At 68.9% G+C, this 22,860-nt stretch carries 21 protein-coding genes; 13 read left to right on the forward strand and 8 right to left on the reverse strand.

The window, feature by feature from the left end:
* Positions 1-45 precede the first annotated feature (45 nt).
* On the forward strand, positions 46-717 hold the full coding sequence (locus tag FHW12_RS03030) for a hypothetical protein (protein WP_182529509.1): 672 nt from the start codon (positions 46-48) through the stop codon (positions 715-717).
* Positions 714-1,610 (forward strand): hydroxymethylglutaryl-CoA lyase, encoded by an 897-nt coding sequence (locus FHW12_RS03035; protein ID WP_182529510.1) that lies wholly within the window; start codon positions 714-716, stop codon positions 1,608-1,610. The genes FHW12_RS03030 and FHW12_RS03035 overlap by 4 nt, the downstream gene beginning before the upstream one ends.
* A 653-nt stretch (positions 1,611-2,263) precedes the next feature.
* Here the strand turns inward: FHW12_RS03035 and FHW12_RS03040 are convergent.
* Positions 2,264-2,857, reverse strand: a complete 594-nt coding sequence (locus tag FHW12_RS03040) for a hypothetical protein (RefSeq protein WP_259392804.1) — start codon at positions 2,855-2,857, stop codon at positions 2,264-2,266.
* Positions 2,858-3,262: 405 nt separating this feature from the next.
* Between FHW12_RS03040 and FHW12_RS03045 the strand changes: the two genes are divergently transcribed.
* Together FHW12_RS03045 and FHW12_RS03050 are read left to right on the forward strand one after the other, a co-directional pair.
* On the forward strand, positions 3,263-4,072 hold the full coding sequence (locus tag FHW12_RS03045) for a cyanophycinase (protein WP_182529511.1): 810 nt from the start codon (positions 3,263-3,265) through the stop codon (positions 4,070-4,072).
* A 1-nt stretch (position 4,073) separates the two neighbouring features.
* Entirely contained in the window at positions 4,074-4,571 is a 498-nt protein-coding gene (locus FHW12_RS03050) for a GNAT family N-acetyltransferase (protein ID WP_310735119.1), read from the forward strand.
* Positions 4,572-4,622: 51 nt separating this feature from the next.
* Here the strand turns inward: FHW12_RS03050 and FHW12_RS03055 are convergent, their stop codons facing one another.
* Positions 4,623-7,505, reverse strand: coding sequence for a S8 family serine peptidase (locus tag FHW12_RS03055; RefSeq protein WP_182529512.1), 2,883 nt, complete (start codon positions 7,503-7,505; stop codon positions 4,623-4,625).
* Between the two features lie 234 nt (positions 7,506-7,739).
* On the opposite strand from FHW12_RS03055, the gene FHW12_RS03060 reads away from it, so the two are divergent.
* Positions 7,740-8,507, forward strand: a complete 768-nt coding sequence (locus FHW12_RS03060) for an SDR family NAD(P)-dependent oxidoreductase (protein WP_182529513.1) — start codon at positions 7,740-7,742, stop codon at positions 8,505-8,507.
* 57 nt (positions 8,508-8,564) lie between these two features.
* Entirely contained in the window at positions 8,565-9,128 is a 564-nt protein-coding gene (gene yeiP / locus FHW12_RS03065; RefSeq protein WP_182529514.1) for an elongation factor P-like protein YeiP, read from the forward strand.
* A gap of 36 nt (positions 9,129-9,164) precedes the next feature.
* Here yeiP and FHW12_RS03070 read toward each other — a convergent pair whose 3' ends face one another.
* Both FHW12_RS03070 and FHW12_RS03075 read right to left on the reverse strand, forming a co-directional pair.
* Entirely contained in the window at positions 9,165-10,052 is an 888-nt protein-coding gene (locus FHW12_RS03070) for a TolB family protein (RefSeq protein WP_182529515.1), read from the reverse strand.
* A gap of 116 nt (positions 10,053-10,168) precedes the next feature.
* Positions 10,169-10,750, reverse strand: a complete 582-nt coding sequence (locus tag FHW12_RS03075) for an NUDIX hydrolase (RefSeq protein WP_182529516.1) — start codon at positions 10,748-10,750, stop codon at positions 10,169-10,171.
* Positions 10,751-10,909: 159 nt separating this feature from the next.
* On the opposite strand from FHW12_RS03075, the gene FHW12_RS03080 reads away from it, so the two are divergent.
* Both FHW12_RS03080 and FHW12_RS03085 read left to right on the forward strand, forming a co-directional pair.
* Positions 10,910-12,388 (forward strand): amino acid permease, encoded by a 1,479-nt coding sequence (locus FHW12_RS03080; RefSeq protein ID WP_182529517.1) that lies wholly within the window; start codon positions 10,910-10,912, stop codon positions 12,386-12,388.
* Positions 12,389-12,480: 92 nt separating this feature from the next.
* Positions 12,481-13,917, forward strand: coding sequence for an amino acid permease (locus FHW12_RS03085; protein WP_182529518.1), 1,437 nt, complete (start codon positions 12,481-12,483; stop codon positions 13,915-13,917).
* A 74-nt stretch (positions 13,918-13,991) separates the two neighbouring features.
* On the opposite strand, the gene FHW12_RS03090 is transcribed toward FHW12_RS03085, so the two are convergent.
* Together FHW12_RS03090 and FHW12_RS03095 are read right to left on the reverse strand one after the other, a co-directional pair.
* The gene (locus FHW12_RS03090; protein ID WP_182529519.1) at positions 13,992-15,497 is read right to left on the reverse strand and encodes a DNA recombination protein RmuC; all 1,506 of its coding nucleotides are present in this window, start codon (positions 15,495-15,497) and stop codon (positions 13,992-13,994) included.
* Positions 15,498-15,627: 130 nt separating this feature from the next.
* Entirely contained in the window at positions 15,628-16,062 is a 435-nt protein-coding gene (locus tag FHW12_RS03095; protein WP_259392805.1) for a high-potential iron-sulfur protein, read from the reverse strand.
* Between the two features lie 137 nt (positions 16,063-16,199).
* Between FHW12_RS03095 and FHW12_RS03100 the strand changes: the two genes are divergently transcribed.
* From FHW12_RS03100 to FHW12_RS21540, 5 genes are all read left to right on the forward strand, one after another.
* The gene (locus FHW12_RS03100; protein ID WP_182530121.1) at positions 16,200-16,847 is read left to right on the forward strand and encodes a methylthioribulose 1-phosphate dehydratase; all 648 of its coding nucleotides are present in this window, start codon (positions 16,200-16,202) and stop codon (positions 16,845-16,847) included.
* On the forward strand, positions 16,844-17,410 hold the full coding sequence (locus FHW12_RS03105; RefSeq protein WP_182529520.1) for a 1,2-dihydroxy-3-keto-5-methylthiopentene dioxygenase: 567 nt from the start codon (positions 16,844-16,846) through the stop codon (positions 17,408-17,410). Before FHW12_RS03100 ends, FHW12_RS03105 begins: the two co-directional genes overlap by 4 nt.
* A complete protein-coding gene (locus FHW12_RS03110) occupies positions 17,410-17,856 on the forward strand; it encodes a PH domain-containing protein (protein ID WP_182529521.1) in 447 nt (148 codons plus the stop codon). Before FHW12_RS03105 ends, FHW12_RS03110 begins: the two co-directional genes overlap by 1 nt.
* Positions 17,857-17,942: 86 nt before the next feature.
* Entirely contained in the window at positions 17,943-18,623 is a 681-nt protein-coding gene (gene mtnC, locus FHW12_RS03115; protein ID WP_182529522.1) for an acireductone synthase, read from the forward strand.
* 87 nt (positions 18,624-18,710) lie between these two features.
* Positions 18,711-20,279, forward strand: a complete 1,569-nt coding sequence (locus FHW12_RS21540) for a C13 family peptidase (protein WP_182529523.1) — start codon at positions 18,711-18,713, stop codon at positions 20,277-20,279.
* A gap of 65 nt (positions 20,280-20,344) precedes the next feature.
* On the opposite strand, the gene FHW12_RS03125 is transcribed toward FHW12_RS21540, so the two are convergent.
* Positions 20,345-22,042 carry a hypothetical protein gene (locus tag FHW12_RS03125; protein ID WP_182529524.1) on the reverse strand — a complete coding sequence of 566 codons (1,698 nt, stop codon included), beginning with the start codon at positions 22,040-22,042 and terminating at the stop codon, positions 20,345-20,347.
* Between the two features lie 2 nt (positions 22,043-22,044).
* Positions 22,045-22,833 carry a glycosyltransferase family 2 protein gene (locus FHW12_RS03130; protein WP_182529525.1) on the reverse strand — a complete coding sequence of 263 codons (789 nt, stop codon included), beginning with the start codon at positions 22,831-22,833 and terminating at the stop codon, positions 22,045-22,047.
* Between the last annotated feature and the right edge of the window lie 27 nt (positions 22,834-22,860).

Below are 22,860 nucleotides of genomic sequence, written 5' to 3' on the forward strand. Positions count from 1 at the left end.
CCCGCCGTGCACGCGTGCGGATGACATCCCGAGGAGTACCGATCGATGCGCCCGATGATCCGCTTCCTGCTGCCCGCGCTCGCCTGCGCCGTGCTGGGCGCCTGCGTCGAGACGCGCTTCGAGTCACCGCTCGGCGACAACATCGAGACCTGCGACACCGCATGGAAGGGCCTGTGGTTCGAGGCCGACGACGACATGCGCCGCGCGGACGGCGAACGCCACCTGACCGGTTTCGCCGTCGACGAAGCGTGCGCGTTCACCCTGCTCGAACAACCCGAGGCAGGCGGGCCGCTCAAGCGCACGCGCGTGCCGATCAACTACGTGCACGCGCACGGCGACGACTACGTCGTCGTATCCGACGCTGCACTGCACGGCCTGGTCGACCTCAAGGCGCCGTACGACATCGATCCGCCGCCGCAGAAATCGTTCTTCTTCGCCAAGTACCGCGTGCGCGGCGACCGCCTCGAAGTGCGCAAGGTCGACGATGCGAAGGCGGCGAAGCTCGTCGTCGACGGTACGCTCGAGGGCACCGTGCAGAAGAGCCGCAACGAACTGCACGTGTACGTGCGCGGCGGTCGCCAGCAGATGCTCGACCTCGTGCGGCGCCATGACCTGTTCGAATCGAAGCCCTCGCTCGTGTTCACGCGCAGCCGCGAGGACCTGCAGGACTTCGAGCGCTCGCTGCAGCGCGGTGCCGCGCAGGAGCCGCGCCGATGAGCACGCCGAGCGCGGTCCGCATCGTCGAGGTCGGCGCACGCGACGGCCTGCAGAACGAGAAGACGATCATTCCCGCCGCGACCAAGATCGAACTGATCGACCGCCTTTCCGCGACGGGCCTGCGCACGATCGAAGCGACCAGTTTCGTCAGCCCGAAATGGGTGCCCCAGCTCGCCGACGCGGCCGAGGTGTTCGCCGGCATCGCCAAGCGCGAGGGCGTCGCCTACCCCGTGCTCGTGCCGAACCTCCAGGGCTACGAGCGCGCGCGAGAGGTCGGAGCGCGCGAGGTCGCGATCTTCACCGCGGCGAGCGAGGCGTTCAACCGCAAGAACATCAATGCGTCGATCGACGAATCGATCGAGCGCTTCCTGCCCGTGCTCGAACGCGCGGCCGCGGACGGCGTGCGCGTGCGCGGCTACGTCTCCACCGTGCTCGGTTGCCCGTACCAGGGCGACGTGCCGGTCGCCGATGTCGTGCGCGTCGCCAGGCGCCTGCACGACCTCGGCTGCTACGAAGTGTCGCTCGGCGACACGATCGGCATCGGCACGCCGCTGAAGGCGCGCGCGATGCTGCGCGCGGTCGCCGGCGAAGTGCCGGTCGACGCACTCGCCGTGCACTTCCACGACACGCGCGGCCAGGCGCTCGCGAACATCCTCGCCTGCCTCGAGGAAGGCGTGTCCGTCGTCGACAGCTCCGTCTCCGGCACCGGCGGCTGCCCCTACGCCAAGGGCGCGACCGGCAACGTCGCGAGCGAGGACGTCGTCTACATGCTCGAAGGCATGGGCATCGCGACCGGCATCGACCTGCCCGCGCTGATCGCGACCGGCCTCTGGATCAGCGAACAGCTCGGTCGCGCGACGTCGAGTCGCGTGGCGCGGGCGGCGGTTGGTTGAATTTTTTTCTCCATCGCATCCGCGTTTCGGCTTCACGTCTGTTGCTTGCGCGGTAAAGGCCAGCTCGCTCAGAGAGTGCGCAATTGCGCTCGTTCGTCGAAGCAGCACCGCTTCTTTCGCGATGACCGACCCGCGTCCGTGCGCATTCGTCCCGCATCCCTGCGGGCCGGTGACTTCTCTTTGGCTTGTCCAAAGAAAGTCACCAAGAAAAAGGACACCCAACAGCGGCGCCCTCCAGGCATCCTGCCTTCCGGGTGCGTGAACGTCGGCCGGGGTTCGCCGACGGCGCCTCCTGCGCCGACGGCGAACGCACGCACATCCCGTGCGCGCTCCTTAGGGCCGATCCGGCCGCCATTCACCGCCGCTGAAGGGGGCCCGGAAGCATCGGCATCCGTCGCTCCCACAGCAGCACGCACCTGCCGGACGTATTTGAATCGATCGCTGCCGCCTGCTTCTCCCGTGGGAGCCGCGGAAGCCGAGATGCTCTTGCTTCTGCGCGCAGGAGCGCGCTGCTCTTCCTCCGGGTGCCCTTCTTTTTAATGAAGCTGTGCTGCTCTCAAGAACAACGAAGCGCACCGCAAAAGCACCCTCACCCTACCTTCTCCCGCAAGCGGTAGAGGGGAACCAAGAAAGCCCAGCGCAGCGTCCCGCCGTTAATGCACCGGTGCCATCAAATGCTGGTACTTCGTACCCGCCCACATCACGTACGGCTGCGAGGTGTCGGGATCGGGTGATTTTGGATAGGCCTCGTAGAAGCTCGCATCGGCGCCGACGACCATCACGTGGGGCCCGGTCTGGATCCAGTGGTTGTTCGCGTCCGGCTTCGTCGCGTGCGGGTCGGTGTTGCTCGCGTCGGTGCCGCCCGCGAGCATGTACATGAAGCCGACCTTGCCGGCGGGTGGATCCTTGTGATCCATGAGCGCCTGCACCCACAGCATCGCATTCGCATCCATGCACATCGGGTCCGGACCCGGCGTCGCGGGATTGTCGGCCATGCAGGTGAAGCCGTTGCTGCCCTTGCGCACGGTGCGCATGCCCTTCGCATCCATGCCGATCACGGTCGCATTCTTCGCGACGCTGGCGGGCGCGGCCTTCATCGCGCTCGCGATGAGGTCGGCGTCGGAACGCGCCTTGCCTTCCATCTTGGTCTTGTCGTTGTGGATCGTGTCGCTGGCCTTGTCCTTCCCGCCGGCGACGGCGGTCGCGGCGCACAGCACGAGCAGCGGAAGCGCGAGAGAACGTTTCATCAACCAGGTTGCGAGCATGGCTGTCTCCCCGTTCGAAGCGTTGTGACCCGGCGCGCCCGCGCCGGGGAGGCGAATGTCCTCCCGCCGGAGCGCGTCGTCAATCGCCGGACAACGGCTTCATGTCGGTCAAACGGCGTGCCAGCCATCGCATTCATGGCCAGGCACGCCAGCCGCCATGTTCACGACCACCACGGTGCGCGGTCGCCCGGATCGGCGGATCGCGCATGCCCGGGAGCGCGCAGCGGCGATGGACCTACGGCGCCAGGCTCGACGCGCCGCGGCCGCGAGCACCGTGCACGCCTCGCGTGCCCGCGGATCCAACCATTGCGGCAGCCCGTCGCCGTGGCGACGGCGACATCGCCATCCTCGCTATACTCGCTGACGGACTCCCACTGCGAGACGCCGATGCCCGCCAAGCTTGCGCCCGACCGTCACCGTGGCCTGATCGTCGCCTGCGGCGAGCTCGATGCGGACGAGCGCGGAACGCGGTTGCTCACGCGCCTGTTCGCGATGCTCGGCACGCAGCCACGCGTGGTCATGCTCGTCGCGTCGGAAAACGCCGGCGCGGAATTCGACCTCGAAACCAGCATGTACTCCGCCGGCGCGGGCGACGTGCGACGCGCGGTGTTGCGCTCGCGGACCGACGGCGACCAGCGCGCCCTGCTCGACGCGGTCGACCATGCACAGCTCGTCATGCTGATGTCGGACCAGCCGTTGCGGTTGTCGACGCTCGTCGGCGGCACCGCGCTCGCGCGGGCGATCCGCCGTCGCAACGCCGAGGGCATGGCGGTCGCCGGCTGCGCCGGCGGTGCGGCGATCCTGTGCGAGCACATGCTCACGCACGGCGCCGAAGGCGCGACGCCGCGCAGCGGCGGCGCGAACTTCGCGCCCGGCCTCGGCCTCACCAACCGCGTGGTCATCGACCAGGGCGGACATGCGAGCGATCGACTCGGCCGGTTGCTCGCGGCGCTCGCATTGAATCCGTTCGCGCTCGGCCTCGGCCTCGATGCCGCGACCGCGGGCGTGGTGGGCCCGGACAACGTACTCGAAGTGCTCGGCGGTGGTGGCGTCACGATCATCGATCCTGCGGAGATGGCGGAGTCGAACGTCGCCGACCTCGCGCCGGGCGCGCCGATCCGCATCACGAACCTGCGCCTGCACGCATTGACGGGTGGTGCACGCTACGACCTCGACTTCCGCCGCACGGTCGATTGACGTGGCGACCGTCGAAGGCGCCCCGGCGATCCGTCCGATCGAAGCGCGCGACGACGCGGCGATCGCCGCGATCATCCGCACGGTCATGCCCGAGTTCGGCGCCGACGGTCCCGGCTTCGCGATCCATGATGCCGAAGTCGGCGCGATGAGCGGCGCCTACGCGCGTCCGCGCCGAGCGTACTTCGTCGTCGAACTCGACCGCGTCGTGCTCGGCGGCGGCGGCATCGCGCCGCTCGACGCCGGCGACGAGGACACCTGCGAACTGCGCAAGATGTACTTCCTGCCCGCGCTGCGCGGCCGCGGCGCCGGTCGCGCGCTGATCGCGCGTTGCCTCGATGCAGCGCGCGACCTCGGCTTCCGCCGCTGCTACCTCGAAACCCTGACCGGCATGGACGCGGCGCAGACGCTCTACCTCGCCAGCGGTTTCCGCCGCATCGATCACGCACTCGGCGCGACCGGCCACCACGGCTGCAACCGCTTCTACCTGCGCGAGCTGTGAGGCGGATCGGCGCTTCGCGCGCGGATCCGCCCACCTTGCATACCGCCGGCGTCAATCGCCGTCGAAACCGTCGGTGAAGATCGCGCTCGGCGTCACGCGCAGGTAGAACGTCGGCGTCGTGCCCTGCGTCTTGTTGTAGACGGCGAGGCCGAGGAAATCGGATCCGGAACCATCGAAACGGTAGTGGATCGCCTCCTGGCCACCGGCTCCGGCGGCATCGCCGGATGCGACGTACTGGCTTCGCCCCTGGGCCCACGTCGTCGAATCCGCACCGTTCGATCGGTAGAGCGCGAGACCCATGTCGGCCGAACCGGCCCCGCTGTCCGGCACCAGCGTGATGCGCCGCTCGCTGTTCGCCTCGAAGCCCATGTCGGCCACGAACAGCGAGGTATTCGCATCCATCGAGTACGGGCCGTACAGCCCGCCGCTGCCCGACGAGTAGTAGGCGCCGTCCGCAGCGACGATCGAATAGTCGCCGCTGCCCGAATACGTCTTGACGCGGAAGAACTCGCGCTGGGTCGACGGCCAATGGTTGCCGTCGACCAGTATGTAGTCGACGGCGCCGCCACCGCCATATTGCGACAGCGCGAGCCGCGGGCGATTGAACGAATCGGTCGTGTTGACCGGATCGAGGAACCACGACGCACCGTACAGTTCGAGGTCGTAGTCCGCGCTCGCCGCGGGCCGCAACGAGACGCCGCGCCAATACGGGATCCAGCCCGCGTATTCGCTGTCAGGGCGGATGTCGAAGAACGTGCCTTGTGCTTTCGGCGCGCCGTTGAGATGCCACCAGGTACCGCGCGACAGGAGGCTGCCGTCGAGGCGTGCGGCGGCGGCGAACGGAGTCGCGCTGCCGCTCCAGGTGTTGAACAGCGTGATCTTGAACTTGTAGGTATCGGACGCCGGAGCAGTGAAGTCGACCAGTTCGAAATTGTTGTAGGAGCTGTTCGAGTTGGTGACGAACGTCGTGCCGTCGCTGCGGTACACGGTGAGATCGAGGTCGGCCGGGATGTTGTCGTTGGAATAGGTCGAGCCGCTCAGCGTGACGTTGGACATCCAGTTGATCGCGAAGCGCACGCGCTGCCCTTCGTGCGCGTACACCTCGTAGGTCTTCGGGAAAGTCGACGCGTCGACGCCCTGGAACCACCACGGGCCGTTCTCGGTGGCGTAGATGGATGCAGTGCCATCGATCGTCGGCCGGTCGCCCGCCGCTCGCAACGCGCCGACCATCATCAACGCGCGCACCGCGACCGGCGAACCGGCGAGCTGGCTGTCCGCTTCCATGAGGTCGGCGGCGAGCCCGGAGGTCGCGGGTGCAGCGAAGCTCGTGCCCCACAGGCCGGGGCTGAGCGGCGAGGTGGAACTGGTCGTCTGCGCGAGCGAAACGATGTCGACTGCGCCGGCGTCGACCTCGGGCTTGACGTGCGTGCCGCCGGCGCCATCGCCGATCGGCCAGCCGTTGGCCGAACAATCGTAGCGATCGTCGTCGCTCCAGCCGATCGTGTTGTGGTCGTTGTAGCCGCCGACGGTGAGCGTGTTGTAGCCGCGCCCCGGCGACTCGACGCCGTACACGGTCGTCGGCGGCGTCTGCCCGCAGTTGGGCGCGCCGTAGTTGCCGGCCGCGTGCACGTTGAGGCGGAACGAGTTGCGCGCGATGTAGTCGAGGCGGCGATCGAATGCGTTCAACGTGTTCGCCGCGACGTTCTTCGTGCCCCAGCTGTGGTTGAGCACCTGTGCGCGCGCCGCGCCCCAGTCGGTCGCCGCTTCGAGCGAGCCGCTCGTGTTGTAGTCGCCATTCGCGCTGATCAGCGTGCTGCTCGACGCCATGCCGTGGTGCGTGCCGTGCGTGCTCGCGATGATGCCGCCGACCCAGGTGGTGTGGTCCGCGGTGGGCAGGCCCGTGTCGCGGCTCTGCGACACGGTCATGTACGGGTTGCTCGGGTAGATGCGGCCGCCTTCGACCACCGCGACCGTCACGCCGCCGCCGTCGTAGCCGACGGCGTTGATCGGCGTGATGTTGTCGGTCGGGCGTGCGATGTCGAGGCTCGGGCCACGTTCGCCGCCCGTGTCGTCGAGGATCGCGACGCCCGACCAACGCGCGACCGACCACGCGGGACCCGGCGCGAGTTCGACGATGATCGACGGCACGATGTCGCTCGCGTAGATGACCTTCGCGCCACTCGCTTCGAGCCGTTGCAGCATGGCCGCGCGCGGCGCGGCGAGCGCGGCGCGCAGGTCGGCGATGCGGAACTGGTTGCCGGCCTCGACCGCAGCGACCGCGGCCGCGCGCTCCGCGCGTTCGGCCGCGAGACGCGCACCGTGCGCAGGATCATCGTCGGGCTTCGCCGGCTCGCGTTCCGGCACGATCGTGGGCACGATCGCCGGCGCCCCGGTCGCGCGCGGGATCGCGAACGCATCGTCGAGCGGCACCGCTTCGCGCTTGTCGCCATTCGCGACCGCCGCCGCCTCGCCGGCGGTGCCGCCGACCGCCGACGGCACCTCTACGCCGCCGCTCGGGCCGCCCCCGTCGTCGGGCAGGTCGACCGCGTACCACAGGTCGACGACGACGCGATCGGTCGCCGCCGCCCCCTGCATCCGCTCCAGCAACGCCGGGGTCATCGCACCGTAGGCCATGCGCCAGTTCGCACCGGCTTCGTCGCGCAGGCGGTTCGCATCGACCGGAGCGCCGTTGCTGAAGGTCTGCCCGACCGGCTCGCCGGTCGCGGCATCGATCGCCTTGACCGTGTGCAGCTCGCGTCCGTCGAGCAGCGTTTCGTCCGATGCGCTGACATGCAGCAGCCGCTCGGCCGCGACACCGAGTGCGCGCGCGAGCGTATCGGTGTCGCCGCCGGCGGTCGGCGTAACCGCGATCGACGGCGTGGAAAGGCCGAGCGTGACCGCGGTCGCGAGCAGGCTGAGTGGCAGGCGCTTCATGTGCAGGGTTCCTCCGGGTTCGCTGCGCCGGTGCGTTCGAGCGCCCGGCGCGGGCCGTGGCACGCCGGTCGACGTGCCATCCTTGCAAGGTTCTTACGGCGCGCCGCGCACGAATGCGCCACGGCATGCCGCATGCGCCCGGCGCGCGACGGTGGAACGCCCTTGCCGGCGGCCACGCACCGCCCAGGCGCGCGGACTGGTAGAATCCGCGCCCGTTTTCCCGCTGGAATCCCCATGCAACTCGATCAGGTCAAGGCCGTCGTGACCGGCGGCGCGTCCGGACTCGGCTTCGCCGTCGCCCGGCATCTCGTCGCGCACGGCGCGAAGGTCGCGCTGCTCGACGTCAACGACGAGAAGGGTCATGCCGCCGCGGCCGAACTCGGTTCCGGCGCGAGCTACTTCCGCACCGACGTGACCGACGAGGCCGGCGTCGCCGCGACCCTGAAGGATGCGCACGCGAAGCTCGGGGACCTCAACGCCGCGATCAGCTGCGCCGGCATCCTCGGCGCGGGCCGCGTGCTCGGCAAGGAAGGCCCGATGCCGCTGAAGACGTTCGCGACCACGGTGATGGTCAACCTCGTCGGCAGCTTCAACGTAGCCAAGGCCGCGGCCGACCTCATGCAGCACAACGCGCCGGGCGAGGACGGCGAGCGCGGCGTGATCGTCAACACCGCGTCGATCGCCGCGTTCGAAGGCCAGATCGGCCAGGCCGCGTATTCGGCGTCGAAGGGCGGCGTGGTCGGCATGACGCTGCCGATGGCGCGCGAGTTCGCGCGCATCGGCGTGCGCGTGATGACCGTCGCGCCGGGCGTGTTCCACACGCCGATGGTCGACGGCATGCCGGACCCGGTGTACCAGTCGCTGTGCGCGCAGGTGCCCTACCCGTCGCGCCTCGGCAAGCCCGAGGAATTCGCCGACACGGTCGCGTTCATCCTGCAGAACCGCTACCTCAACGGCGAAACCATTCGCATCGACGGCGCGATCCGGCTGGCGCCGAAGTAACGACGATCGGCGGCCGCCCTGGATCCACGAACCCGAATTTCCATACCTGGCATTCCCATGAGAGCTTCCGAAGTCAAGAAAGGCAACGTCGTCGAGCACGAAGGCAGGGTCTGGCAGATCCGTGACATCGAGCGCAGCTCGCCGCAGGGCCGCGGCGGCAACGTCACGTTCCGCTTCATCATGTACAGCGTGCCCGGCGGCACCAAGCTCGACGTGTCGATGCGCGCCGAGGACGACCTGCGCGAAACCGAACTCGTGCGCCGAGCGGTCACGTACTCGTACAAGGACGGCGACGCCTACGTGTTCATGGACAGCGAGGACTACACGCAGTACACGCTCGACGCGAGCGCGATCGGCGATGCGGCCGGCTATCTCGTCGACGGCATCGAAGGCTGCTACGTGCAACTGATCGAGGACGCGCCGGTCGCGCTGCAGCTGCCGCAATCGGTCGTGCTCGAAGTCGTCGAGACCGCGCCCGAACTCAAGGGCGCGACCGCGACGAAGCGCCCGAAGCCGGCCAAGCTGTCGACCGGCATCGAGATCCAGGTGCCCGAGTACATCACCACCGGCGAGAAGGTGAACGTCAATACGGTGACCGGCGAGTTCGCCGGCCGCGCCTGATCGCATCGCGCGCGTCGCCGGCCGGCGACGCGCGACTCATTTCGCCGCCGGGCACGCCGGCGGCCAGGCTTCGTCCGCACCGAGGTGCCAGACGAAGAATTCGCCCGACAACGGTCCTTTCGTATCGCGCGCGAACAGCACGGTGCGACCGCTCGGCGAGAACACCGCGCCGATCTCGCTGCCGTTGCGGTTGATCTCCGGCGGCAGCTTCTCGCGCGCAAGCCAATGATCGCCCTCGCGACGCACGCGATAGTAGCTGTCGTCGCCTTCGACGAGCATCCACGTGCCGTCCGGCGACGGCAGCGGTTCGTACTCGTCGCCGGGACCGTTGAACGCAGCGCCCGCGTTCTCGACGACCCAGCGGCCGCCCTGTTCGCGCGCGCGCCAGATGTCGGTCTTGCCGCGACCGCCGGGCCGGCCTGAACCGAAGTACAGCCAGCCGTCGGCGGCGAGACGCGGGAACCATTCCTGCGCGGTCGAATTGACCGGCTCGGGCAAGCGCTGCGGCATGCCCCAGCGCCCGTCCGCGTCGCGTTCGACGCGCCAGATGTCGAGGTCCTTGCGCTTCGTGCCGTCGCTCGAGCGCGTCGAGATGAAATAGAGCACGCGGCCATCGGGCGTGAACCACGGATCGGCTTCGACGCCGTCGCCGGCGAATGCGGGCGGCTGCGGTTCGCTCCAGCCAGAGGCGCTGCAGTGGCTCACGAGGATGCGCCAGCCTTCGAACTTCGGCGAGCTGCGCACGAACCAGAAGTCGCCGTTGCGCGGATCGAACGCCGCGTGCGATTCGAACTGCGGGCTCGATACGCCTTGCGGCGTCCAGGCTTCGACGCGTTCGACTGCGGCACACGACGTCGCGGCGGTGGCCGCGAGCGCGAGCGCCGCAGCCAGCGAACGGAGAGTTCTTCGACGAGCCGATGCCATCGGTTCGATGCCTTGCTGGTTGGACCCGTGCATGTTCCGCCCGGCGCGGTGTCGCATGCACGCACCGGAAGGGCCCGCCGCGACGAACGGAGCGTGCGTCGCGCCGAAGCGCAGGATCAGGCGCGGCGCGCGAGCCATTTGCGTGCCATGCGCCGCAGCGAAACGTCGGCGGCGTCATCGCGCGCAATTTCCGCGACGTCGCGCCAGGCGAGCGCATGCGACTCCTCGCCGACGACGAAGGCCTCGCTGCCGCGCGCGCGCACGACGAAGCGCACGTCGTAGTGCCAGTGTTCGGGTTCGTCGCCACGCGCGGGGATGCGATGGCGGTCGAGGTCGAACACGGCCGGCTCCACCTCGAGATCGAGCAGGCCCGACTCCTCCTCCGCCTCGCGCAACGCGACGCGCGCGAGATCGGCGTCGCCGTCGGCATGGCCGCCGAGCTGCAGCCAGCGGTCCAGCTTGCGGTGGTGAGTCAGCAGCACGCGCTCGCCGTCGGCGCTGACGAGCCAGGCCGAGCCGGTGAGGTGACCCGAGTGCCGTTCGCGCCGCGCAGCGCAGGGATCCGTACTCGCGAGTTCACGAAACACCCCGACCACGTCGATCTCGTCGGGAAAGGCCTGCGCGTAGGCGTCCAGCAGCGCGATCCAGTGCTGCTGAGCGGGTGTCGTGGATTGCGGCAGGGCAGCATCTGCGGTCATGACTTCGTTCGCTTGCCGCTCGTCGAGGGGTCGCGTATGTTACCGGACCGCTGCATTCGACCTTCGTCGAATGTGCGCACGGTGTACGACGGCGCTGGGGATTTCCGGGCGCACGCACGTTCATGACCCGGCCATCCAGACGCTCGTGAAGGGGACGCAATGATTTTCTGGCGTGTCAAACCGCTCAACCAGATCCTTGAAACGGCAGAAAAGAAGTCCCTCAAACGACAGCTCGGTGCGCTGCAGCTGACCCTGCTCGGCATCGGCGCCGTGATCGGCACCGGCATCTTCGTGCTGACCGCCGAAGCAGGCCAGAAGGCCGGCCCGGGCATGATGCTCGCGTTCGTGATCGCCGCGGTCGTCTGCGCACTCGCTGCGCTCGCCTACGCCGAACTCGCGGCGATGGTGCCCGTGTCCGGCTCGGCCTACACCTATACGTACGGCGTGCTCGGCGAACTCGTCGCGTGGATCGTCGGCTGGGCGCTCGGACTCGAGTACGGCATCGGCGCCGCGGTCGTCTGCGTCGGCTGGTCGGGTTACATGAACGGGCTGCTCAAGGCGAACGACATCGCGTTGCCCGAATTCCTGCGTACCGGATATTTCGCCGGCGGCGGATTCGACCTGCTCGCGTTCCTCATCGGTCTCGCCGTGACCGTGCTGCTCGTGATCGGCACGTCGAAGAGCGCGCGCGTGAACTCGGTACTCGTCGCGATCAAGATCGTCGCGCTCACGGTCTTCATCTTCCTCGCGATCCCGGCCGTCAAGAGCAGCAATTTCGAGCCGTTCCTGCCCGGCGGCTGGGGCAATCCGCTCGGCGGCGCCGGCGTGCTCGGAGCCGCGGCCTCGATCTTCTTCGCCTACGTCGGCTTCGACGCGGTATCGACCGCCGCCGAAGAAACCAAGAATCCGAACCGCAACATCCCGATCGGCCTGATCGGTTCGCTGACCGTCTGCACGATCTTCTACTTGCTCGTCGGCTACGGTGCCGCCGGCTCCGTCGGCGCGCAGCCGATGCTCGGCGCGAACGGCCTGCCGCTCGACCCCGGCACGCCCGCGATGGCGGCCGCCTGCGCCGGCTCCGAAGCGCTCGTCTGCAGCAAGGAACCGCTCGCGCACGTGATGCGCCTGCTCGGCCACAATCGCATCGGCGACTGGATCGGCATCGCTGCCATCCTCGCGCTGCCGTCGGTCATCCTCATGATGATGTTCGGCCAGACGCGCATCTTCTTCACGATGTCGCGCGACGGCCTGCTGCCGGACGCGCTGTCGAAGGTGCACCCGCGTTTCCACACGCCGCACGTGATCACGATCCTGACCGGCATCGTCGTTTCGGTGTGCGCGGCGCTGTTCCCGGTCGGCAAGCTCGCCGACACCTCGAATTCCGGCACCTTGCTCGCGTTCGCGATGGTGTCGATCGGCGTGCTGATCCTGCGCAAGCAGCAACCCGATCGCGCGCGTCCGTTCCGTACGCCGTTCGCGTGGATCGTCTGCCCGCTCGCGGTCGCCGGCTGCGCGCTGCTGTTCGTCAACCTCAGCATGACCGCGAAGGTCGTGTTCATCACGTGGGCGGCGATCGGTCTCGTCCTGTACCGCCTCTACGGGTACCGCCGCAGCCAGCTCGCCAACCAGAACGCCTGAGGCGCGCGCGCACCGCGACATTGAACCTGAGGAGGCCGGCTTCATGCCGGCCTCTTGCCGAACGCGCCCCGCGCGACTGATCCGGAATCCCCATGCTCGACCAACTGCTCGCGAAGAAGTCCGACTTCAGCAACGCCGCCGTCGACGACGACGGCCCGAGCCTGAAGCGCACGCTTGGGCCTTGGGGCCTCACCGCACTCGGTATCGGTGCGGTCATCGGTGGCGGCATCTTCGTGATCACGGGCCAGGCGGCCGCGGAACACGCAGGCCCCGCGATCATCCTGTCATTCGTGATCGCCGCGCTCTGCTGCAGCTTCACCGCGCTCTGCTACGCCGAGTTCGCCACGCTGATACCGATGTCGGGCAGCTCCTACTCGTACGCGTACGCGACGCTCGGCGAACTCGTCGCCTGGTTCATCGGCTGGAACATGGTGCTCGAGTACGGCGTCTCCGCGTCCGCGGTGGCGGTGAGCTGGACCGGCTACTTCACGAGCCTGCTCGACCACGTCGGCATCCACTTGCCCGACGTGCTCACGAACGCGCCACTCGCGTTCAAGGACAACCAGCTCGTCATGACCGGCGCCTATTTCAACCTGCCCGCGGTCGCGATCGTGCTCGCCCTGACCTGGCTCTGCTACATCGGCATCCGCGAGTCGAGCGGCGTCAACACCGCGATGGTGATCCTCAAGGTCGCACTGATCGTGATCGTGATCATCGCCGGCTGGAGCTACGTCAATCCTGCCCTCTGGCATCCGTTCATCCCCGAGCAGCAAGGCCCCGAGAAGTACGGCTGGGCCGGCATCATGCGCGGCGCGACGCTCGTGTTCTTCTCCTACATCGGCTTCGAGGCGACGTCGACCGCGGCGCAGGAAGCGAAGAACCCGCAGCGCGACCTGCCGTTCGGCACGATCGCTTCGCTCGCGGTCTGCACCGTGCTCTACATCGGCATGGCCGCGGTGCTGACCGGCCTGCTGCCGTACGACCAGCTCGGCACGAGCGAACCGGTGGTGACCGCGATCAAGGCGCATCCGCAACTCGGTGGCCTGCGCTGGCTGGTCGAGATCGGCGCGCTGATCGGCCTGTCGTCGGTGATCCTCGTCATGATCATCGCGCAGCCGCGCATCTTCATGATCATGGGCCGCGACGGCCTGCTGCCGCCGGTGTTCGCGAAGATCCACCCGCGCTACCGCACGCCGCACATCAACACGGTGATCACCGGCATCGGCATCGCCGCGCTCGCCGCGGTGTTCCCGCTCGACGTGCTCGGCGACCTCGTCTCGATGGGCACGCTGATCGCGTTCGTCGCGGTCTGCATCGGCGTGTTGATCCTGCGCAAGACGCAGCCCGACCTGCCGCGCACGTTCCGCGTGCCGTGGGCGCCGGTCACCTGCGTGCTCGGCGTGCTGAGCTGCCTCACGCTGCTGTACTGGGAGAATTGGTACAACTGGACGCTGATGGGCGTGTGGACGGTGATCGGCTTCGTGATCTATTTCGGTTACGGCTTCCGCCACAGCCGCTTGCGCGGCTGACCAAACCGGGGACGGTCGAGCCGCGGTCGAAGCGGTCGCGGGACGCGGTGCGCCATGTGCCGCTGCGTCCCACCCTACACGTCGTCGTCGCCCGGGTCGTCACCCGCGTCGGGATCCGCATCGGCTTGCGCTTCGTCGGGCAGCAGCGACAGCTGCTTGCGCGTGTCCGCGCCGAGCCGACGCAGCTGGTCGACGCGTCCGAGCAGATGCCCGCGCCCGCTGCCGATGCGCTTGAGTGCGCCTTCGTGCAACGTCTGCGCGCGTGTGAGCGCGTCGCCGACGCCCTGCAGCTCGTTCATGAGCATGACGAAGCTGTCGTGCAGCTTGCCGGCCTGCCGCGCGATCTGCATCGCGTTGACGTTGCGGTCCTCGAGCCGCCACAGGTGCGACACCGTGCGCAACGTCGCGAGCAGCGTGCTCGGGCAGACGAGCGAGATGTTCTTCGAGAGCGCGTAGGTATAGAGGCCGTCGTCGGCACGCACCGCCTCGATCAGCGCCGCTTCGATCGGCACGAACAACAGCACGAAGTCGAGCGTGTGCAGGCCGGGGATGCTGTCGTACTTCTTCTTCGACAGCGAATCGACGTGGCGCCGCAGCGAAGCGACGTGTTCGCGCAGCAGTGCGTCGCGTCCGGCGTCGTCGAGCGCAGCCTGCATGCGTTCGTAGGCGGTCAGCGAGACCTTGGCGTCGATGACGAGATCCTTGCGCTCGGGCAGGTGCACGATCACGTCCGGGCGCGGCCGCCCGCCGTCCTCGTCGGCCATGACGACCTGCAGCTCGAACTCGCGGCCTTCGGTGAGGCCTGATGCCTCCAGCACGCGCTCGAGCACGAGTTCGCCCCAGGCGCCCTGCGCGCGACTGTCTCCCTTGAGCGCGCGCGTGAGGTTCAGCGCGTCCTCGCTGATGCGCTGGTTGAGCTGGCGCAGGCTCTGGATCTCCTGCGCGAGCATGCCGCGCTCGCGCTGGTCGCTCGCGTGACGTGTTTCGACCGTCTCGCGGAATTCCTTGAGTTGCAGCTTGAACGGATCGAGCAGGCCGGAAAGCTGCTGGCCGCTCTGCTCGCGGAGCCGCTCGGCCTTGTCGTCGAGGATGCCCTGGGCGAGGTTCTTGAACGCCTCGCGCAGGCGCACTTCGGCCTGCTCGAGCAATTGCAGCTTTTCGGCGGCCGCGCGCGCCTGCGCCGCCGAGCCCGCCTCGAGCGCGGCATGGCGGCCGGTGAGGTCGACCAGTTGCCCCTGCGTCTCGTCGCGCAGGCGCCGCGCGTCGGCGAGCTCGCGACCGAGTCGCTCCGCCTGCGCCTGCTGCGCGGCGGCGTGCGCGGTGACCTTGCGCAGGTTCTGTTCGGCGAGCGTCCATTCGTGCTCGTAGCGCTGGATGCGCGCAGCGAATTCCTCGGCGCGGCGCGCCTCGGCGTCGCGCTGGCCACCGAGCGTGGCCACCTCGGCGTCGCGGCTCGCGCGGCCGTCCGCGTGGGCGTCGGCGACGCGCGCGCGCAGGGCGAGCCAGGCCAGCAGCAGGCCGGCGACGAGACCGGCGACGACGCCGGCGAGGATCAGGACGAGGGGTGGATAGGTCGGCACGCGCGGATCCGCTGGGGGTGACGGAGCGCGATTGTCGCAGCCGCGATCTCAGATGCCGAGATTCGCCCCGATCGAAGGGACGCGCTCCCGGCGACAGGCACCGGGAGCGACGGACCGTCGCGAAGCGAGGTCAGGCCTTCTGGGTCCAGCTCGCGCACCAGCCCTTGGCACTGACGACCTTGTTCGGGAACAGGTCGCACGGTGCGTAGGCCATTTCGCTGTGGCCCTTGAAGAAGTTGCAACCCTGGCAGCTCGATCCCGCCTTGTAGACTGGGTTGCCCTTCGCGGTGCTCGCATCTTCGGTGTAGCCGAGCGCCTTCGCGGTCGGATCGTTCGGATCGAGGTGCGCCATGTCATCCGCGCGGGCAATGCGTGGCAACAGCGCGGCGGCGACCGGCGCGACGGCGGCGCCGACGACGGCGATCTTAAGGAAACGGCGTCTGGCCTGGCTTTCGGCTGGGTCGGACATGATCCACTCCTCGTTGGTTTGCGTGGTGTGTGGGGACAGCTCGGGCGCGCCCGCACCCGACCCGTTCAGCTTAGCGCGATGCACGGCGACGAGCATGCGGCTGCGCCGCTTTGCCGCATTCGCGCCGCGCGAACGGTAGCGGACGGCCGATGACCCGGATGTGAAGGTCGGGCCGGCGCGCGGCTTCGGTATAGTAGGCGGAAGTGTCTTCGCCGGTTGCCTGGAGTCGCGCCATCAATTCCTCCCCCATCGACCGCGGCCGCCTCGAGCGCTGCGCGCAAGAGATCGCCGAAGCCGGGCGCGAGCTCGGTGCGCTCGGCTGGACGCCGGCGACTAGCAGCAATTTCTCGATGCGCCTGGACGCGTCGCACGCGGCGGTGACGATCTCCGGGCGCGACAAGGGCCGCCTCGGCATCGACGACATCATGGTGGTCGACTTCGACGGCCGCGCGGTCGGCACCGAGGCCCGGCCTTCGGCGGAAACCGCGCTGCACACGCAGGTCTACCGCCGCTTCCCGGCCGCCGGCGCGGTGCTGCACACGCATTCGCGCGCGCAGTCGGTCGCCTCGCGCCTGTACGCCGCGCGCGGCGTCGTGCGCTTCGAGGGCTGGGAGCTGCAGAAGGCGATCGCCGGCTACACCACGCACGAAAGCGTGCTCGACCTGCCGGTGTTCCCGAACACGCAGGACATGTCCGAACTCGTCGCGCGCGTCGATGCCTGGCTCGACGCGGGCAAGCCGCTGCACGGCTACTTGATCGACGGCCACGGCATCTACACATGGGGCAAGGACATGCCGGAAACGCGCCGCCACCTGGAGGCGTTCGAATTCCTGCTGAACTGCGAACTCGACCTGCTGCGACTGAAGGGAACTCCGACATGAGCCGTTTGCGCATCTACGAAGACACGCGCGCCGACGCCCCGCTCTCGACCCACACCGAGCACGCGTCGATCGCGCGCGAACTCGCCGCGGTCGGCGTTCGCTTCGAGCAATGGGAGGCGTCGCAGGCGGTCGTCCCCGGCGCGAGCCAGGACGAAGTCGTCGCCGCGTATCGCGGCGACATCGACCGCCTCATGCGCGAGGAAGGTTACCAGGCGGTCGACGTGATCAGCCTCAAGCCCGACCATCCCGATCGCGCCGCGCTGCGCCAGAAGTTCCTCAACGAACACACGCACAGCGAGGACGAAGTGCGCTTCTTCGTCGCCGGCGCAGGCCAGTTCACGCTGCACATCGGCGGCAGGGTGTACGAGGTGCTGTGCGAGAGCGGCGACCTCATCGGCGTCCCCGACCGCACGCGCCACTGGTTCGACATGAGCGAGTCACCGTATTTCGTCGCGATCCGCCTGTTCACGAACAAGGAAGGCTGGGTCGCCGAATTCACGGGCGACGACATCGCCGGCCGCTTCCCGCGCATGCCGCCGCACCGCTCGGCCGAGGCCGCCTGATGTCGTACCTGGACGAATCGCTCGCACCGGGGGAAGCGATCGTCGCGCGCTTCGACCTGCACTGGACCGCGAAGTGGCGGCTCATCGTGTTCCTCCTGCTCGCGATCCCGACGCTCGGCATCGCCCTGCTCGCCGCGTTGTACGAGTGGATCCGCCTGCGTTCGATCGAACAGGGCGTGACGAACCGCCGCGTCGTGCGCAAGACCGGCATCATGAGCCGCGAGACGACCGAGCTGCGCCTCGCCTCGATCGAGACGATCGACCTTCGCCAGAGCGCGTGGGGTCGCCTGTTCGGCTACGGCGACGTCGTGCTGACCGGCCGCGGCGAGACCGCGATGATCTTCACGCGGCTCGGCGCGCCGCTCGAAGCCAAGCGCGCGATCGAAGGTGCGTACGCGAGCAACGTCGAGGCGACGCGCGCACATCCGTCCGAGCATGCCTCGTAGGAGCGGCCTGGGCCGCGTCCGCCGTCTTGCAGTACCGGGAAACATCGCGGCTGAAGCCGCTCCACGGACACCACGAACCCAAACCGATGATCACGACCATCCTCACCGACATCGAGGGCACCACGAGCTCGATCAGCTTCGTCAAGGACGTGCTGTTCCCGTACGCGCGTGAACGCCTGCCTGCGTTCGTCGTCACGCACGGCGACGATCCGGACGTACAGCACTGGCTGCACGAAGCCGCGAAGGAAGCCAGGCTCGTCTCGGCGAGCCGGCAGGAGATCATCGACCTGCTCGTCGGCTGGATCGACGCCGATCGCAAGTCGACCGCGCTGAAGGCACTGCAGGGCATGATCTGGAAGGACGGCTACGCGAGCGGCGAGTACCGCGCGCACGTCTACCCCGAAGTCGCCGCGCGCCTGCGTGCGTGGCAGGCCGAAGGCAAGCGGCTGTACGTCTATTCGTCCGGCTCGGTGCCGGCGCAACGGCTGTTCTTCGCCCACTCCGAAGCGGGTGACCTCACGCCGTGTTTCTCCGGCTATTTCGACACCGAGACCGGCCCCAAACGCGACGCCGAGTCCTACCGGCGCATCGCGACGGCGATCGATGCACCGCCCGCCGAGATCCTGTTCCTTTCCGACATCGTCGAGGAACTCGACGCCGCCGCGGCCGCCGGGCTGCAGACGACCCTGCTCGCGCGCGCGCCGTCCACCTGCCCCGCCGGCGGCGCGCACCGCTGCGTCGCCGACTTCGACGCGATCGACGGCTGATCGCACGGGATGGTGCGCTGATGCGCGTGCCCCGATAATGGCGCGTGCCGCGCGAGCGGCGGCCCACCTACCCCTGTCCGGTCTGCCGTGCATCCACTTCCCGCGATCCTGATCGACGGCCTGCGCGCCACCCTGTTCCGCCATCCGCGCGTGTCGGCGACGACCGTCGGCGCCGGCATGTTCGTCGCCGTCGTCGTGGTCTACCTGTTCGCGTCGATCCTGCTCGAGATGGCCGGCACGTCGCCGCCGTGGATGCTGCTGCCCGGCGGCGTGCTCACCGTGCTCGGCGATTCGATGCTGACCCTGATCGCGGCGTGGCTGCTCGCCGTGCTCGCTGCGCGGCGCGAGGCGGTCTGGGGCATCGCGACCGTGCTGCTCGCGGCGACGGTCGCAGCCGCGGTCGTCGTGCACTGGCCGCTCGGTGAACTCGCCTCATACCTCGTGCTGCACGAGCACGCCGGGCTCGCGATCCTCGTCGAACTCGTCGCGCGCTGCTGGTGGTTCTTCGTGCTGCTCGTGTTCGCGCACTGGCTCGCGCCGCGCGGCCTCGGTCACGCGCTCGGCAGCGCCGTGCTCGCCTACGCGGTCAGTGCCGCGGCCTGGTGGTGGCTGCCGCAGTCCCCGCTGGTGCGCACGATGCCCGTCGTGCAGGCGACGGCGGAGCCGACGTCCGGCGACCAGGACGGCGATGCGAAGACGGCTACGGAGCAGGACGAAGCCGACGACGACGACGCGCCCGGTGCGAAGAGCGAATTCGACGCCGAAGCGGCGATGTACGCGCAACCGGCGCTGCTCGATGCCGCGCTCGCCAGGCTGAAGCCGCAGACGCCGGGCAAGGTCGACCTCTACGTCGTCGCGTTCGCCGGCGACGCGCAGCAGGACGTGTTCCGCAACGAAGCCGAATACGTCGAGACGCTGTTCGCGCAGCGCTTCGGCGCGGCCGGACGCACGGTCGTGCTCGAGAACAACGCGGCGACCGTGACGACGCGCCCGCTCGCGAGCTGGACCAACCTGCAGCGCACGCTCGCGACGATCGCGCGCACGATGGATCCGGCCGAGGACGTGCTCCTGCTCTACTTCACCACGCACGGCTCCGACGACCACCAGTTGCTGGTCGACCTCGACCCGCTGCCGCTCAACCAGATCGGCCCGGACGACATCGCCGACGCGCTGAAGACGACGCCGGCGATGCGCTGGAAGGTCATCGTCGTCAATGCCTGCTACTCGGGCGGCTTCGTCGACGCGCTGCGCGACGATTCGACCATGGTGATGACGTCCGCGCGCGCCGATCGCACCTCGTTCGGTTGCGGCGCGGATTCCGACATCACGTATTTCGGCAAGGCGTTCCTCGCCGAGGCGCTCAACCGGACGACCTCGTTGCGCGAGGCGTTCGACCTCGCGCGCACCTCGGTCGATGCGTGGGAAACCGCCGACCAGAAGGACGCGAAGCCCGACGCGAAGGGCGTTGCCGGCGTCGAACCGATCCAGCATTCCGAGCCGCAGATCGCGACGAGTGCGAGCATCGAGGCAAAGCTCGCGGCGTGGCGCCGCACGCTGCACGAGAGCGCGGCGGTACCGTTCGCTCCCGCAGGCGAGGCCATGTCGCGCGGAGCTTCACCGTCACCGGATGCTTCGACACGAAGCGGGAAAGGCTAGAGGTTGAACACGGAGCACACGGAGGAAAGCCTCATGCTTGTCCTTGCTTCCTCCTGCTGCGTGTTTCAATCGTCCGCCTTCGCTTCCCCTCCTACTTCCCGCGCGGCGTGCGGCAGCGCGAATACCACGATCGCGTCGTCGGTAAACACGGGAGCGCCGAGGCGCGCCTCGACCTTCGCCACGCACGCCGGCATGTCCGGCCAGGCGACCGGCCACGGGAAGCGTTCGCCCGGCGGCAGCGTCCACGGCTTCAGGCGCAGCACGAGGTAATCGGCGCCCCACGTCGCACCGTCGAGGAGGTCGGCGAGCCGCGCGACGCGCGTGAAGCGGTCGCCGGTCGCCGTGTACGGATATTCATCCCAGCCTTCGCCCGTGCCGCAGACCGGTGCGACGAGCGCGTGCTTCACGTTCTGCCGATGGATCTGCTGCAGCCAGGGATCGGGCATGAAGTTCGATTCCATGAGGCCGGGCGCCTCGATCAGCGTGACGCTGCCCGCGGGACGCCGTGCGAGTTCGCGGTAGAACGCGGGCACCGGCCCGAGTTCGAGCTCGGTGACGTAAGGATTGGCTTGCGCGGCGTAATCGAACTGGAACAGCGCGTGCCCCATGAACTGGTTCGGCACGTAGTACCAGTGCGGCAACGGCCCGCGCCAGGCGAGCACGGCGACGAGCGCGCACGCGGCGATCGCCGCGACTGCCGGCACGCGCAGCCGCTCGACCACGCCGGCGATGCCCTCGGCAAGGAACAGCAGCAGGAACGGCAGCACGGGTGCCGCATAGCGCACGAGCACTGGTGCGTGCTGGATCCATGCGGGCCTGGCCGCGCAGACGACGAGCGCGCCGACGACGCATCCCGACAGCACGAGCGCGACGAGCTCGCGCTCGCGCTGCCACAGGCGCCACGCGCCGAACGCGAACAGCGCAGCCACCGGCACGCTCGCCCACGCATCGGCGAGGCCGAACTGCATGAGGAACGTGCGAAAGACGCTGTCGACGCTGACCGCGTTCGTGCCCGCCTTGGCCGCCATCGACGCCCAATCGCCGAGCAGCGGCGGCACCAGCGCGAGCGCGAGCGGGATCGCCGTGACCACGCCGAACGCGACGAGCGAGGCGAGCCGCCGCGACGCCTCCGCGCGCGTCGAGCGGCCGATGCAGCCGCGCAGCGCGCCGAGGCCGTGCCAGGCGAACGGCCACAGCGTGAACACCAGCGACAGCAGGTGCGCCCAGCCCGCGACGAATGTCGCGGCGACGTAGACGACGGCCCACGCGCGCGGCGATCCACGCCGCTCGTACGCGTTGCGGAACGCGACCAGCGCGACGACGCCGCACAGCGCGAGCAGCGCGTACGGCCGCGCGGTGCGACTGAAGTAGATCAGCGGCGGCGACACCGCGAGCAACGCGACCCAGGTCGCGCGCGTCGCCGGTGCGAGCGACGCACGCAACAGCCAGGGGGCGACGACGAGCAAGGTGCAGCCCGCGAGCAGCAGCGGCAGATGCATCGCCCACTCGTCGAGCATCGCGTGCTCGTACAGCCAGCGGTAGTACAGCGTGAGCGGGATGCAGTAGTCGGCGAAGCCGAAGTGCGTGGCGATGCCGGCCATGTCGGAGCGGATCAGCATGCGTATCGCGTGCCATTCGTCGTCGAACAGCATCTGCGTGCGCAGCTGCGACGCGCGCAGCCAGACGCCGGCGAGGAGTGCGGCGCCGGCGAGCAACCACCACGGCCAGGTGGCTCGCGGACGGCCGCGCGTCGCCTCGGCCAAGGTCAGGGCGCCCTCGCCGGCGCGTCGACCGGTCGCAGGCGATCGTGCGCGTCACGCGAGAACAGCGACGAGCGGCGCAGCCCCCACTTCCACAGGCGATAGGCCAGTGCGGTACCGAGCACGCCGAAACCGTAGACGACCGAGCGCCGGAAATCGATCTCGCTCGCCTCGGGGAAGTACTTCGTCGGGCAGGAGATCTCGCCGATGCGATGGCCGAACGCATGCGCCTGCACGAGCATCTGGTTGTCGAACACGAAGTCGTCCGAATTGGCCGCGAGCGGCAGCGTCTCCAGCACGCCGCGCGAGAACGCGCGGTAGCCGGAATGGAACTCCGACAGCTTGGAGCCGATCACGAGGTTCTCGATCGCGGTCAACGCGCGGTTGAACACGTACTTGTACAACGGCATGCCGCCCGCGATCGCGGTGTTGCCGAGGATGCGCGAACCGACGACGACGTCGTACACGCCCGAGGCGATCATCGCGGCCATCGCGGTGATGAGCTTCGGCTCGTACTGGTAGTCCGGGTGCAGCATCACGACGATGTCGGCCCCCTCTTCCAGCGCGAGTGCATAGCAGGTCTTCTGGTTGCCGCCGTAGCCGCGGTTGGCCGGGTGACGGTGCGTGCGGATGCCGAGCGATTCGGCGACCGCGACCGTCGCGTCGTCGCTCGCGTCGTCGACGAGCAGCACGCGGTCGACGACGTCGTGTGGTATCGCGGCGTAACACGCCGCGAGCGTCTTCTCCGCGTGGTACGCGGGCATGACGACGACGATTCGGTTTCCGTGGAGCATGCGCGAGTGGTTCCGTTGCGGTGCCGC

It is taken from the genome of Dokdonella fugitiva, assembly GCF_014138265.1.
Taxonomy (GTDB): domain Bacteria; phylum Pseudomonadota; class Gammaproteobacteria; order Xanthomonadales; family Rhodanobacteraceae; genus Dokdonella_A; species Dokdonella_A fugitiva_A.

What these genes read in the sequence shown, in the direction of transcription:
- FHW12_RS03030 (WP_182529509.1), top strand. Translation starts at nt 46, where the DNA reads ATGCGCCCGATGATCCGCTTCCTGCTGCCCGCGCTCGCCTGCGCCGTG.
- FHW12_RS03035 (WP_182529510.1), top strand. Translation starts at nt 714, where the DNA reads ATGAGCACGCCGAGCGCGGTCCGCATCGTCGAGGTCGGCGCACGCGAC.
- FHW12_RS03040 (WP_259392804.1), bottom strand. Translation starts at nt 2,857, where the DNA reads ATGAAACGTTCTCTCGCGCTTCCGCTGCTCGTGCTGTGCGCCGCGACC.
- FHW12_RS03045 (WP_182529511.1), top strand. Translation starts at nt 3,263, where the DNA reads ATGCCCGCCAAGCTTGCGCCCGACCGTCACCGTGGCCTGATCGTCGCC.
- FHW12_RS03055 (WP_182529512.1), bottom strand. Translation starts at nt 7,505, where the DNA reads ATGAAGCGCCTGCCACTCAGCCTGCTCGCGACCGCGGTCACGCTCGGC.
- FHW12_RS03060 (WP_182529513.1), top strand. Translation starts at nt 7,740, where the DNA reads ATGCAACTCGATCAGGTCAAGGCCGTCGTGACCGGCGGCGCGTCCGGA.
- yeiP (WP_182529514.1), top strand. Translation starts at nt 8,565, where the DNA reads ATGAGAGCTTCCGAAGTCAAGAAAGGCAACGTCGTCGAGCACGAAGGC.
- FHW12_RS03070 (WP_182529515.1), bottom strand. Translation starts at nt 10,052, where the DNA reads ATGGCATCGGCTCGTCGAAGAACTCTCCGTTCGCTGGCTGCGGCGCTC.
- FHW12_RS03075 (WP_182529516.1), bottom strand. Translation starts at nt 10,750, where the DNA reads ATGACCGCAGATGCTGCCCTGCCGCAATCCACGACACCCGCTCAGCAG.
- FHW12_RS03080 (WP_182529517.1), top strand. Translation starts at nt 10,910, where the DNA reads ATGATTTTCTGGCGTGTCAAACCGCTCAACCAGATCCTTGAAACGGCA.
- FHW12_RS03085 (WP_182529518.1), top strand. Translation starts at nt 12,481, where the DNA reads ATGCTCGACCAACTGCTCGCGAAGAAGTCCGACTTCAGCAACGCCGCC.
- FHW12_RS03095 (WP_259392805.1), bottom strand. Translation starts at nt 16,062, where the DNA reads ATGCTCGTCGCCGTGCATCGCGCTAAGCTGAACGGGTCGGGTGCGGGC.
- FHW12_RS03105 (WP_182529520.1), top strand. Translation starts at nt 16,844, where the DNA reads ATGAGCCGTTTGCGCATCTACGAAGACACGCGCGCCGACGCCCCGCTC.
- FHW12_RS03110 (WP_182529521.1), top strand. Translation starts at nt 17,410, where the DNA reads ATGTCGTACCTGGACGAATCGCTCGCACCGGGGGAAGCGATCGTCGCG.
- mtnC (WP_182529522.1), top strand. Translation starts at nt 17,943, where the DNA reads ATGATCACGACCATCCTCACCGACATCGAGGGCACCACGAGCTCGATC.
- FHW12_RS03130 (WP_182529525.1), bottom strand. Translation starts at nt 22,833, where the DNA reads ATGCTCCACGGAAACCGAATCGTCGTCGTCATGCCCGCGTACCACGCG.